The organism is Paenibacillus marchantiophytorum (genome assembly GCF_014640555.1).
GTDB lineage: Bacteria > Bacillota > Bacilli > Paenibacillales > NBRC-103111 > Paenibacillus_E > Paenibacillus_E marchantiophytorum.
In genome coordinates, this window is record NZ_BMHE01000033.1 from 47,666 (window position 1) to 61,222 (window position 13,557).

Here is a 13,557-nt window from a genome sequence, read left to right on the forward strand (position 1 = left end):
CTCAAATGGGTTTAGGAAAAAGGTGGTGTATCACGCTTTGCAATTCAAAGGTCGCACGGTCATTGTATTCGTATTGTTAGCTATGTTTGCGAGTAGTATTGTCACACTAACCATTGTGGATTCTTCCTTCTCGTGGGGACGTAGTGAGAAGCCTGTGGGAAGTAAGGCTGCGGCGACTTCGGGCTCTACTGGACTTTCGAGCAAGGAACTGAGCAAGATTTCAACAACCTTTCAACTCATTGAAAGCAAGTACTTGAAGCAGCCTGATCATGATAAGTTAGTCAACGGCGCTATTAATGGTATGCTGGAGTCTCTCGAAGATCCGTTCACTGTCTATATGGATCAGAAAGAAGCGAAGCAGTTCGATGAAAGCATCACCTCATCGTTTCAAGGGATTGGAGCCGAGGTTTCGATTGAAGAAGGCAAATTCGTGATTGTCTCTCCAATTAAAGGCTCGCCAGCGGAGAAAGCTGGGATTCAAGCGAAAGATGTCATCGTCTCTGTGAACGGGGACAAGTTGGATGGCTTAACGCTGAACCAAGCGGTTATGAAGATTCGAGGGCCCAAAGGCACACAAGCCAAACTGGATTTACTGCGTCAAGGTGCGGGAGATCCCGTTCAAGTGATTGTCGTGAGAGATAACATTGACGTTGAAACCGTGTATGGTGAAATGATGCAGGATCAAATCGGCAAAATCGAAATTCGTCAGTTTTCATCCAACACGGCTGTACGCTTCGCTGAAGAGCTGAAGAACCTCGAAGCCAAAGGGATGAAGGGGCTTGTCATCGATGTGCGGAATGACCCAGGCGGCCTCTTGAACGTCGTGGTAGATATCGTGAATCCATTCGTGAAGAGCGGCAAGCCGATTGTTCAAGTTGAGAACCGCGACGGAAAGCGCGAGCCTACGCCTTCCACGGGTACAGGCAAGAATTATCCAATTTCGGTTCTGATCAATAAAGGGAGCGCGAGCGCGTCAGAGATTTTGGCGGGAGCGTTCCAAGAAGCTGTTGGAAGTAAAATTGTTGGTGAAACCTCCTACGGAAAAGGAACAGTTCAAGTTACTTTCGAGAAGGAAATGGGCGATGGCAGCAATATTAAGATGACGGTGTATAAATGGTTGACGCCGAATGGCAACTGGATTCATAAAACGGGCATCTCGCCGGATATCCCTGTTGAGCAGCCTGGTTATTTTAAAGCGGCTCCGCTTTCCAAAAAAGGCGTTCTCAAACAGGATACAACGAGCGATGACGTGAAAAACTTGCAGCTTATGCTTGCTGGTCTAGGTTTCAATCCGGAGCGATCCGATGGTTATTTCAACGATAAGACAGTTACAGCAGTTAAAGCATTTCAACGGACGAACGATCTGCCTATGACGGGTGAAGTTGACGTAGAGACAGCGAGCAAGATCGAGAAATCGATTCTTGCGCAAATCCGTGAACCTAAGAATGATCTGCAGCTGAAAGCGGCGGTCAGTCAGATTCAGAAGCAGCTCGGGAAATAATTATGGGTCAGATAATGGAAATCCGTTAGGTATGGCAGGAAAAGTACGGTTTGTAGTCGAAATGAGATAGGAAGGTTGCTTAGGGGCAGCCTTCCTATTTCTTTTATCCGAGGAGCCCATATGGATGTGTTGACTCAATTTTTGGACAGGCTGCTGCAGGCCGTTGGGCAGTTGTTTGTGAATCCTTTCTACTATATAGGCATTTTATTTATCGTCTTGCATTATCGCAAGCAAATACAGATGGAACGCAAGTTATTTCACACTCGTCTTCATTCGTTGCTGAATGAGACTTGGCGCACCATTCTTTGGGGTTGGATCGGGGGTATCGGCGCTTCGATTGTCATGCTTTTCGTCGGGGTTAGCATTGAGGCGGATGTCATTATTCTGTTGTGGGTGTTAACCGCTGTTCTTGTGCTGTTTCGTGTCCGATTTATCTGTTTGGCTTATGCTGTGGGAATTCTGGGAATTGCCCAAGTTCTGTTGTCTTGGCTGCCAAGCGAAGCTATCCAGGGGGCATTTCCCGTCTTTGAAATCGTTGCTGGCGCAGATATCCCTTCTTTGCTGGTGATCGTAGCCGTTCTTCATCTGCTGGAAGGCTTTCTGGTTGGATTCCAGGGAGCGCGGATGGCAAGCCCTCTTTTCCTTGAGGGGAAACGCGGGCAAATCGTCGGGGCTCAGCAACTGCAAGGCTTCTGGCCCGTCCCACTGTTCCTGTTGGTGCCGCTAGCAGGAGGCAATTCGGCAGGACTTCCTTGGGAAACCCTGTTTGGTTCGAACCTTGCCTCCGGATGGACGCTGCTTGCTTTCCCGGCGATGATCGGTTTCACGGAGCTGACGATTTCGAAGCTGCCGCGCAGACAAGCTCGCTTTAGTGCAAGTATGCTGTACCTTTACGGTCTTATCCTGTTCGGTGCGGCAATGTTAGCCCATTACTGGTCGCCGATTGTGCTTGTAGCAGCGGTGCTGAGCATTGGTTTGCATGAAGGATTGATCCGTTATAATCAATGGTTGGAAGCGAAGCAGATTCCGTTCTACGTGCATTCACAGCGAGGACTTATGGTCTTATCGGTTGTACCTGGGAGCCCAGCACAAGAGCTTGGCATTCAAGTGGGCGAAATTCTGCATAAAGTGAATGGTCACAAGATCAAAACAAAAACCGATTTACATGTTGCGATGGGATTGAACTCAGCGTTTTGCAGGCTGGAAGTGTTGAATGAGCAGGGCGAAGTACGCTTCCTGCACCGTGCCTTATATGCAGGTGAGCACCACCAGCTAGGCATTATTCTGGCACCTGATCAAGAGGCTCTTTACTTCACAGAGCATCGCCCAGTGCATTTATATTCCTATTTGCGCGGGAAACTGACCGGGCTGTTATCCAATGATTCAACGAAATCTATGTAAAAGAATGAAGATGCTGTCCCATAAGTAACAAATTAGATTTGTGGGACGGCCTGGAAATTTAAAGAGGAGCTAAGCATACAAGCCGCTTAGCTCCTTTGTTTTTGGCGTCCATCGCATTTTTCTTTGCTCGGGCGTTTTTCGGTCTCAAAGGACATCCTCAACTGAGATGAGGGACTGTTTCAAATCCCGTTAGCGCCTCCGCCCCTGCTACTACCGCCTCTACCCCCGCCCCCACCTCAGCTCCCGCACAATCCATCTGTCACTTTTAGAGAACTGTATTAAGCTTATATACGAGAAAATATCCTCTTTGGCGATCTAATGAACTGAATTGGCGTTATCGAGCAGTTTATAGGCGGAATAATGATCATTTTCATGATATAACGGGATGGGGATTCATTAGATTTTTCAAAAGCCCGATTTTGATCAAATAAAGGGTATTGGGTTCGTAAGAGGCGCTTGCTGCACTTTGGGCGCCCTACCATATGGAGTGTTTCGCTGCTCTGAGAATAAGGTAGTTGAAGGTTCGAATGGCGACTGCCGACGCCGAAAAAAGGAGCTAAGCGGATACAAGCCGCGTAGCTCCTCTTTCATTTTTTCCAACGAATGAGTCTGTCCCGGTCATCAACAATAGTTGTTTTTGGGATAGCCTCTTCCGTTATTTAATAACAGTTGCTGGAGCCAGTCCATCACGGAGGACAATGATTTCCACGCGGCGGTTTTTACTGCGGTTCTCATCGCTGGTGTTAGGGACTTTGGGCATTGTATCGGCATAAGCCGTGGCAATGAATTTATTATTATCAAGCTTGGCCGTATCGCTGAAATAACGAAGGACAGAAAGGGAGCGGGCAAAGGACAAGCCCCAGTTGTCTTTGAGTGGCGAACCGGGAGCCAGAGGCAAGTTGTCCGTGTGCCCCTCAATGCTTACCTTGCTATTCAGCGTTGGGAAGAGGGAAGCAAGCTTTTGGAGAATGGGCGAGGAGGCGGGTTTCAGATCCGCTTTGCCCAGGTCAAAAAGGAATAAATCGTTCAGTGTGATCGCCACACCACGCTCGGTATCGCTAGCGGATACCTGAGCCTCCAAATTTTGATCCTTAATGTAAGCTTGGATTTGTTTTAAGAGATCTTGGAGTTCCTTTTCGCGCTTTTCTTTCTCGCTTTGATCAGGCTTGGTTTTATCCTTCTCTTCCTTCTGTTCGGCTAAGTTTTGCTTCGTATAATCTTTGTCCTTGCTGTCAGAGTCCCCCTGTTTAGGAGTCATTTGACCGCTGATCCCGTGGCCTTTATCTAGAACCGAATCGGCTTTCTGGAACTGCATGTTTAATACTTGCGCCAAAACGGCATACTTTTGAACATCCACTTTACTCATCGCATACATAATGATGAAGAATACGAGCAGCAAGGTGATTAAATCCGCATAGGTAATGAGCCATCTCTCATGATTAACATGCTCTTCGTGCTTCTTACCTCTCCGCGCCATTGTTGCCTTCCTCCTCTACCACTGCTTTTTTGGACCTTGATTTATCGTGGAGGAAGGAATTTAGTTTTTTCTTAATTAACTGAGGGTTTTCACCAGCTTGCAGGGCAAGAATGCCTTCGAGCATCAGTTCCATTTCGGATACCATTTCTTTGCCCCGTACTTTGATTTTGTTGGCAATAGGAAGATAGATCAAGTTGGCGCTCATAACACCGTACAAGGTTGCTGTGAAGGCAACGGCAATCGCAGGTCCCAAGCTGGACGGATCATCGAGGTTGCCGAGAACGTGAATAAGCCCCATGACCGTACCGATGATCCCCATAGTAGGCGCGTAGCCGCCGCCAGCTTCGAAGATTTTGGACATATTGTCAACTTGATGCTCGATCGCATCCATTTCAAGCTCTAGGATCTGCCTGGTTAGCTCAGGATCGGTACCATCTACGACCATAAGCAAACCATCTTTCAAAAAGGGGTTTTGATGCTCCTGAGCACGCTGTTCCAAAGCCAGTACACCTTCTCTGCGAGCAATCGAGGCCATATCTACCAATTCATCAATGGTTGCGGCTGGATCCTTCTTGGCTTCTTTGAAGGCGATGCCCAGTGCTTTGGGAATTTTGGATAAAATAGAGAGGGGGAAGCTGATAGCTACAGCTCCGAAGGTCCCGCCGAACACGATCAGCATAGCGCTTGGAATAATTAGGGAACTAATGTGCCCTCCATCCCATACGTAGCCGCCAATTAAACCTACTAGACCTAATACTAATCCTAAAACCGTTGTCAAATCCATGACTTTACCACTCCTAATTAGCATAAAAAGAATAGGGATTCTACAAGCAGCCTGATAAATTCTATGGTGTCTCATCCTAATGGCGACAGGCTTTAACAGATATTGCTGTTTGCATCCATGATTCAAAAAGGGTATAATGGAAAAACCAGAACAAACATTCTTATGAGGAACGGTTCAAATTCCTTCATATAATGGTCGTGCAAGTTCCATAGACTTCTTTATCGGATATTACAAATGGAAAATGAATAGGATAAAAGTTCGATTTATTTCAATAAGTGTAGGTGATAAGTGATGAATGATCTTGTTGTTAGCTCTAAGAAGTTCGAGCTCGTATCTGATTTTTCTCCACAAGGCGACCAGCCTCAAGCTATTGAGGAAATCGTCCAAAGTATTCAATCTGGAAAAAGACACCAGACGCTGTTGGGAGCGACAGGAACAGGGAAAACATTTACAGCGGCGCAAGTAATTGCCAAGTTGAATCGCCCAACCTTGATTATTGCCCATAACAAAACACTAGCTGCACAATTGTGCAGTGAGTTCAAAGAATTTTTCCCTCATAACGCCGTCTCCTATTTCGTCAGCTACTATGATTACTACCAGCCAGAAGCCTACATTGCCTCCTCTGACACTTACATCGAGAAAGATTCCAGCATTAATGAAGAGATTGATAAACTTCGCCATTCTGCGACCAGTTCCCTATTCGAACGACGCGACGTTATTATCGTTGCGAGCGTCTCGTGTATTTACGGATTGGGTTCGCCAATCGAATATGGCAATATGCTGCTTTCTTTGCGTGTAGGGATGGAGAAATCGCGTAATGAGATTCTTCATAAGCTCGTAGACATTCAATATCAGAGAAATGATATGAATTTTGTCCGCGGGACGTTTCGTGTGCGCGGGGATGTCGTTGAGATTTTCCCGGCATCGCATGGCGAACAAGCGGTAAGAGTAGAGTTGTTCGGCGACGAGATTGAGCGAATTACAGAAATTAATGTGCTGACCGGTGAAATCATTGGCGAACGCGAACATATCGCGATTTTCCCTGCGTCTCACTTTGTGACGCACGAAGATACGATGAAAGTCGCGCTCGTGAATATTGAACGGGAGCTGGAAGAGCGGCTTGCTGAGTTGAATGAGCAAGGAAAGCTGCTCGAAGCTCAACGATTGGAGCAACGGACGCGTTACGATATGGAAATGATGCAAGAGATGGGCTTCTGCTCTGGTATCGAGAACTACTCGGGACCGTTAACTTTCCGTGAGCGGGGGGCTACGCCTTATACACTAATCGATTATTTCCCGGACGATATGCTGTTTATGGTCGATGAGTCGCACGTCTCATTGCCGCAGATTCGCGCTATGTATAATGGCGATAGAGCAAGGAAAGAAGTGCTGGTTGACCATGGTTTCCGGCTGCCTTCTGCGTTGGATAACCGCCCCCTGCGCTTTGAGGAGTTTGAGGAGAAAGTTAATCAAATTTTATATATATCAGCAACACCAGGGCCCTATGAGTTGGAACATTGCCCAGAGATGGTGCAGCAAATTATTCGTCCTACGGGCTTGTTGGATCCGATTATTGAGGTGAGGCCAACAAAAGGCCAGATCGATGATCTGATTGCGGAGATTCATGATCGGATTCGTAAAGACGAGCGAGTGCTTGTAACGACATTGACCAAGAAAATGTCGGAGGATTTGACGGATTACTTCAAAGAAATCGGGATTAAAGTCCGATATTTGCATTCAGATATTAAAACCTTTGAACGGATGCAGATTTTGCGTGATCTGCGTTTAGGAACTTTTCATGTTCTTGTAGGGATTAACTTGCTTAGAGAAGGACTTGATTTACCAGAGGTCTCCTTGGTTGCGATCTTAGATGCTGACAAAGAAGGCTTCCTGAGGTCAGAGCGCTCGTTGATTCAAACGATCGGCCGTGCTGCGCGTAACTCCGATGGCCGTGTCATTATGTATGGGGATAAGATTACGGATTCCATGCAAAAGGCCATCTATGAAACAGGGCGCCGCCGGAGCTTGCAAGAGGCGCACAACGAGAAGCTCGGCATTACGCCACAGACGATTGCCAAGAAGATTCGCGACGTCATTGAAGCTACAAAAGTGGCGGAAGAGAAAGCCGATTACTTGGCTGATGTGAAAGGCGCGAAGATGTCGAAGAAGGATCGCGCTTCATTGATCGAGCGTCTGGAAGGCGAAATGAAAGAAGCTGCGAAGAATCTGCAGTTCGAACGAGCGGCACAACTGCGTGACGCTATTATGGAAATGAAAGCTGACGCCTAATTCGGCGTCAGCTTCACATAGGAGAGGAAGGGTAACGTGTCTAGAGACCAAATCGTCATTAAAGGAGCTAGAGCTCATAATCTCAAAAATATCGACGTCACGATCCCACGTGATAAGTTCGTTGTTCTAACCGGCTTAAGTGGTTCAGGGAAGTCGTCGCTTGCCTTTGATACGATTTATGCGGAAGGGCAGCGCAGATACGTAGAATCTTTGTCTGCATATGCCAGACAATTTCTAGGGCAAATGGATAAGCCGGATGTGGATTCGATTGAAGGATTGTCACCAGCGATTTCAATTGATCAGAAGACGACGAGTCGTAATCCACGTTCCACGGTTGGAACGGTCACAGAAATTTATGACTATTTGCGCCTGCTTTATGCGCGTATTGGGCGTCCGCATTGTCCAACTCACGGCATCGAGATTACCTCGCAAACCGTGGAACAAATGGTAGATCGTATTATGGAGTATCCGGAGCGCACGAAGCTCCAAATTCTTGCTCCACTTATTTCTGGTCGCAAAGGTGAACATGCCAAGTTGTTTACCGATGTACAGAAACAAGGCTTTGTGCGGGTACGCGTGAACGGTGAAACGCTAGATCTAGCTGAGAAGATTGAGCTGGATAAGAATAAGAAGCATACCATCGATGTCGTAGTTGACCGTATTGTTATTAAGGAAGATGTAGCAACGCGTCTTGCGGATTCCTTAGAAACAGCCCTGAAGCTGGCTAATGGTCGTGTTATCGTTGATATTATAGATAAAGAAGAATTGATGTTCAGCCAAAATCTAGCTTGTCCGGAATGCGGCTTTAGTGTAGAAGAACTGGCGCCAAGGATGTTCTCGTTTAACAGTCCTTTCGGCGCCTGTCCGGAATGTGATGGACTGGGCAGTCAAATGATCGTTGACCCGGATTTGCTTGTACCGGACATGAAGCTGACGATCGAAGAAGGTGCCTTCGAGGCTTGGGCAGGCAGCACGTCCAACTATTATCCTCAGTTTCTGGCGGCCGTTTGCGAGCATTATAAGATTCCTCGTAATATTTCTGTATCTGAGATCACCGCTGATCAATTGAAGGTTATTCTCTACGGGACGGGCGGCGAGAAGATTCGCTTCCGCTATGAGAATGATATGGGAGCGACGAAGGAAGCGTTAGTGCCGTTCGAAGGGATTATTCGTAACTTAGAGCGCCGATTCAAAGATACGTTCTCTGAGGGGATTCGCGAGCATATACAGACTTATATGAGCACGAAGTCATGTCCTAAGTGTAAGGGCCAACGTCTGAAACCAGAAACGTTAGCCGTAACCATTAACGGCAAGAACATTGCTCACGCAACCTCGCTTTCTATTGGAGAGGCAGAGGAATGGTTCAAAGGGCTTGACCTGAATGAGAAAGAATTGACGATCTCCAATCTGATTCTCAAAGAAATCAGAGCGCGTCTAGGCTTTCTTGTGAATGTGGGTCTTGATTACCTGACGATGCATCGTGCAGCTGGCACGTTGTCAGGCGGAGAAGCGCAGCGAATTCGCTTGGCAACACAGATTGGATCCAGCTTGATGGGCGTTCTCTATATCTTGGATGAGCCTAGCATTGGGCTCCATCAACGGGATAATTCGCGTCTCATTCAGACGCTTGAGCATATGCGCAACCTAGGGAACACGCTGATTGTCGTGGAGCATGATGAAGACACGATGATGGCAGCCGATTATATTATCGATATCGGTCCAGGCGCTGGTATCCATGGGGGACAAGTTATTGCACAGGGAACGCCTGCTGAACTCATGGAAGATGAGAATTCTCTAACAGGCCAGTATATGAGCGGCAAGAAGTTCATTCCTATTCCAGCTGAGCGGCGCAAGCCCAATGGGAAGTGGATTGAAGTTAAAGGCGCTAAGGAAAATAATCTGCGCAATGTTTCGGCCAAAGTGCCACTTGGTGTTTTCACTTGTGTCACGGGTGTTTCTGGCTCAGGCAAAAGTACACTTATTAACGAAATCTTGTTCAAAACGCTGGCCCGTGATTTGAACGGTGCCAAGGTACGACCAGGCGAACACAAAGAAATCGTCGGGCTTGATCAAATCGATAAAGTAATCGATATCGACCAATCGCCGATTGGTCGTACGCCTCGCTCCAATCCAGCGACGTATACGGGTGTTTTTGACGATATTCGTGATGTTTATGCGAATACGAATGAGGCTAAGGTGCGCGGATATAAGAAGGGCCGCTTCAGCTTTAACGTGAAGGGCGGACGCTGCGAGGCGTGTCGCGGGGACGGCATTATCAAGATTGAGATGCATTTCTTGCCTGATGTCTACGTGCCATGCGAAGTGTGCAAAGGCAAGCGGTACAACCGTGAGACGATGGAAGTGAAATACAAAGGCAAGAGCATTTCGGAAGTGCTGGAGATGACCATCGAGGACGGTTGCGAGTTCTTCAAGAACTTGCCGCGTATCCACCGGAAGTTGACGACGCTGCTCGATGTGGGGCTGGGCTACATGACGTTGGGCCAGCCGGCGACCACGCTGTCAGGCGGCGAAGCCCAGCGTGTGAAGCTTGCTGCGGAGCTTTATCGCCGCAGCACAGGCAAGACGATCTACATCTTGGATGAGCCCACTACGGGGCTTCACATCCACGATATCGATCGTCTGCTCAAGGTCCTTCACCGTCTCGTAGAGAACGGTGAAACCGTGCTCGTCATCGAGCATAACCTCGATGTTATCAAGACGGCGGACCACGTGATCGATCTAGGCCCCGAAGGTGGAAACCGAGGCGGCTTGATCGTGGCTACCGGGACGCCAGAGGATGTCGTGAAAGTGGCCGGATCGTATACCGGTCAGTATTTGAAACCGATCCTCGAGAGAGATCGGGAGCGGTCTGAGAACTACGCGAAGCGACTAGCTGTTTTGGAAGAATCGGTAGGCTAATTATAGCCGTACACAATATAAGCATGGTGATCTGACGCAAGAAGTCGGAAGCCATGCTTTTTTATTTGGACCGGTTCAAAAGTGTGTCATTTTTCACAATTCCAACTAGGTTACCATGATATTTGTCAAGACTTAATTGAATTCGACAATTTAACCCTCTATCGCGGAACAAGATAGTAGACTTATAATGAAATAAGAAGATATGTTGAAATTTCCATTGTCCCTTACCCACTATTGATAATCGAGAGATACAGACAGTTCTAATCTATCTATATATTTGGAGGCTGTTATGAAACCTACGTTAGAGTTACAAGAGATTGTTGCTGCTTTGGGGATCGACCCGTTCCGTTTCTTAGCTTGGCAGGAGAAAGAGTTAGCACTGAAACAACAAGACCCAACTGAGGGTCCGCATTCGGATTTCATTTCCTCATACGAGCTTGTTATTTGATGGGGGGGAAATAAGGTCTGTGGCCCAGGACGGAACCCGTATTTCCTTGTGGAAATTCGGGTTTATTTTTGTTATAAATAATCGAAGAGATGGACATTTTATACGTATGAGGAAAGGTCAATTCATCCAAAAGGTGACAAACTTGTTACACATCGTTGTAATCACTTGCATCTAGTGCGCAATCAAGCTAACATAGAATTAAAATAGCAGGACGTGTGCCTTGCACCGAGTTACTATAAGGAGGTTTCACCATGTTATTGGCAGAAGCAGCAGCAACGACTAGCTCGTATACAAGCTTTGATATTTACGTTTTGATCTTCACGGTGATCATCTTAATTGCGGTCATCCGCCAGTTGATCAACCCACGAAGAAATTTGTTTGCTCTAGGATTCGCAGGAGTTTCCTTGATCGTATTCGGTATCATGGATTACGTCATGATTAGCGGCTGGTAAATCAGAGTTAAACAAGATAAAAGCCCACAGGCTTGAGATCGCGAGATCATCGAGCCTGTGGGCTTTTTTGTGGGCTTATACCCACCACATTTCACCAAGCGGTTCCTTGATGAGAACTTGTTGAAGATTTTGGACAGCTTTGGAGAAACCTTCGTCAACGGACATTAAGCCGTCTTCGTGCTCGATGCTCACGACATAATCATACCCAACAAGACGAAGCGCGCTGATGATATCAGCCCATACTTTCATATCATGGCCATAGCCAACGGAACGGAACTGCCATGCGCGATCCAGCATGTTCGTGTAGGACTGCATGTCCGTTACACCGTGACGATTGACGTTATTCACATCAAGGGATGTATCTTTGGCATGGAAATGGTGAAGCGCGCCAGCGCGGCCAAGAATTTGAACGGCTTGTACAGGATCGATACCTTGCCACCACATGTGACTCGGATCCAGGTTGGCGCCGATCGCGTCGCCTGCCGCTTCACGTAGACGAAGCAGTGTGGCTGGCGTATGTACTGAGAAACCCCCGTGCAGCTCAAGCCCAATCTTGATGTTGCGGTCAGCTGCATATTTGCCTGTTTCCGTCCAATAAGGAATGACTTTCGTTCCCCACTGCCAGTCCAGAATTTCCTGGAAATCGTTGGGCCATGGTGCAACCGGCCAGTTCGGATATTTCGCGTCTTCGTGGTCGCCAGGGCAGCCAGAGAATGTGTTTACAACAGGGACCTCAAGGCGCTCAGCGAGATCAATTGTTTGTATAATAGCATCGTGAAATTCTTTGGCGATGTGTTTTTGCGGGTGAAGCGGGTTGCCGTGTGCGCTTAGTGCGCTGATCGTTAAACCGCGGGACTCGACCGCATGTTTGAATGCTTTAAGCTTCCCTGCATCGGCAAGGAGTTCGCTCGGGTTGCAATGTGCTGTGCCCGGATAGCCCCCTGTGCCAATTTCAACAGCATCCAAGCCTTTTGCTGCAATGTAATCTAGAGCTTCCTCGAAAGGTTTTCCACCGAAAAGAACCATAAAAACGCCTAACTTCATTAGGTACACCTCCATAAATGGTAAACAGCCAAACAAATTATACCACTATCATCCAGTAAAATGAAGCAAGCCTTTGTAGATACGAAGTACGGTCTCGTAATTGGAACTGTAAATAATAACGGAGAAAGTAACTAACGCCTGCGTTACAAAACAACGGAAATAGAAATAGCTTTTGGATACCTTCTTCTTGTTCACGGTCGTAATCTTGAGTAGATTTTCGATCGCAAGAATAAGGCCATGATAGAGCCCGTAGAAGAAGTACAGCCAAGTGAAGCCATGCCACAGCCCGATCAGCACCATGATGAGCACCGACAGGCCAGAGGCAACCCAGCGGGTGGGTACGGTACGAGAGAAGAACATGAAGATATGATCACGGAAAAAGTCGCCTAACGTGGCGTGCCAATTGCGCCAGAACTGCGTCATAGAAGGCGAGAAGAGCGGACGCTTGAAGTTCTCTGGCATCGTATAGCCCATTAAACGACCGAAACCAATGGCCATATCGGAATAGCCGGAGAAATCCATGTAAATAAGGATATAGAACCAGATTAATAAAAATAACGATTGGTGCGTATGCAGATCCTGTTTCAGCACTTGATCAAAGATGCTCGTCATCCAGGTGACGACAACGATTTTTTTGAATAAGCCCAGAATAATTCGTTTCACACTATCCTCGAAGAGCGCAGCGTTCACGGTATAAGGCTTTTTGCTGTCCGCCATGAAATCACGGAATTTCAGAATAGGTCCAGAGGTGAAGGTAGGAATGAACAGCAAATAGTTTGCGTAATCAATCGCGGGCACTTGCCCCTCTTTGCCGAAGAAGTAAGCGAAATAATAAGCGTCGATGACCTTGAGAACGTTATAGATAAGGCCTAGATAGATGATGGTATCGAAAAGCGGATTATGGAAAATACCCATGACGAAAAGGCGGACACCGAGGAAGACCCCGATGACATTAGCGGCTATCGCGAATATGAAGGTAGCTTTCCGCCAGACCGTCGTGCGGCACAAATAAACAAAACCAGCATAGTTGATAACCGTAAATGCAGCATAAAAAACAAGCAGCTTCTGACTGAAGAGCAGCAAAAAGCAAAGACTGAATATAATCATCAGAATGCGTTTGTTGTCGGCCCACTTCCGAGTGAGCATCAGAACAGCAATCATGCCAATCATAGCGATAATCGCGTTCATGTGCATATAAAACATGGCTAAAGAACTCCTCGCTTGGAAAGCTTGTTATCTTAG

10 protein-coding genes are annotated in these 13,557 nt (G+C 47.2%); 6 read left to right on the forward strand and 4 right to left on the reverse strand.

Annotated elements, in window-relative coordinates:
* Positions 1 to 37: 37 nt before the first annotated feature.
* Positions 38 to 1,501 (forward strand): S41 family peptidase, encoded by a 1,464-nt coding sequence (locus tag IEY34_RS24730; RefSeq protein WP_189016368.1) that lies wholly within the window; start codon positions 38 to 40, stop codon positions 1,499 to 1,501.
* Between the two features lie 120 nt (positions 1,502 to 1,621).
* Entirely contained in the window at positions 1,622 to 2,902 is a 1,281-nt protein-coding gene (locus IEY34_RS24735; protein ID WP_189016371.1) for a PDZ domain-containing protein, read from the forward strand.
* A 655-nt stretch (positions 2,903 to 3,557) separates the two neighbouring features.
* On the opposite strand, the gene IEY34_RS24740 is transcribed toward IEY34_RS24735, so the two are convergent.
* On the reverse strand, positions 3,558 to 4,379 hold the full coding sequence (locus IEY34_RS24740; protein WP_189016373.1) for an OmpA/MotB family protein: 822 nt from the start codon (positions 4,377 to 4,379) through the stop codon (positions 3,558 to 3,560).
* Positions 4,363 to 5,163, reverse strand: a complete 801-nt coding sequence (locus IEY34_RS24745; protein WP_189016375.1) for a flagellar motor protein — start codon at positions 5,161 to 5,163, stop codon at positions 4,363 to 4,365. Before IEY34_RS24745 ends, IEY34_RS24740 begins: the two co-directional genes overlap by 17 nt.
* Positions 5,164 to 5,454: 291 nt before the next feature.
* On the opposite strand from IEY34_RS24745, the gene uvrB reads away from it, so the two are divergent.
* The 4 genes from uvrB (at position 5,455) to IEY34_RS24765 (ending at position 11,271) form a co-directional block, all read left to right on the forward strand.
* A complete protein-coding gene (gene uvrB / locus IEY34_RS24750) occupies positions 5,455 to 7,452 on the forward strand; it encodes an excinuclease ABC subunit UvrB (protein ID WP_189016378.1) in 1,998 nt (665 codons plus the stop codon).
* Positions 7,453 to 7,488: 36 nt separating this feature from the next.
* On the forward strand, positions 7,489 to 10,371 hold the full coding sequence (gene uvrA / locus IEY34_RS24755) for an excinuclease ABC subunit UvrA (protein WP_189016381.1): 2,883 nt from the start codon (positions 7,489 to 7,491) through the stop codon (positions 10,369 to 10,371).
* 289 nt (positions 10,372 to 10,660) lie between these two features.
* The gene (locus IEY34_RS24760; RefSeq protein ID WP_189016383.1) at positions 10,661 to 10,819 is read left to right on the forward strand and encodes a hypothetical protein; all 159 of its coding nucleotides are present in this window, start codon (positions 10,661 to 10,663) and stop codon (positions 10,817 to 10,819) included.
* A 251-nt stretch (positions 10,820 to 11,070) separates the two neighbouring features.
* Positions 11,071 to 11,271: a DUF2759 family protein gene (locus IEY34_RS24765; protein WP_189016386.1), complete on the forward strand. Its 201-nt coding sequence runs from the start codon at positions 11,071 to 11,073 to the stop codon at positions 11,269 to 11,271.
* Positions 11,272 to 11,346: 75 nt separating this feature from the next.
* Here the strand turns inward: IEY34_RS24765 and IEY34_RS24770 are convergent, their stop codons facing one another.
* Both IEY34_RS24770 and IEY34_RS24775 read right to left on the reverse strand, forming a co-directional pair.
* The gene (locus IEY34_RS24770; RefSeq protein ID WP_189016389.1) at positions 11,347 to 12,315 is read right to left on the reverse strand and encodes a sugar phosphate isomerase/epimerase family protein; all 969 of its coding nucleotides are present in this window, start codon (positions 12,313 to 12,315) and stop codon (positions 11,347 to 11,349) included.
* Positions 12,316 to 12,363: 48 nt separating this feature from the next.
* Positions 12,364 to 13,518, reverse strand: a complete 1,155-nt coding sequence (locus tag IEY34_RS24775) for an MBOAT family O-acyltransferase (protein ID WP_189016392.1) — start codon at positions 13,516 to 13,518, stop codon at positions 12,364 to 12,366.
* Positions 13,519 to 13,557 lie beyond the last annotated feature (39 nt).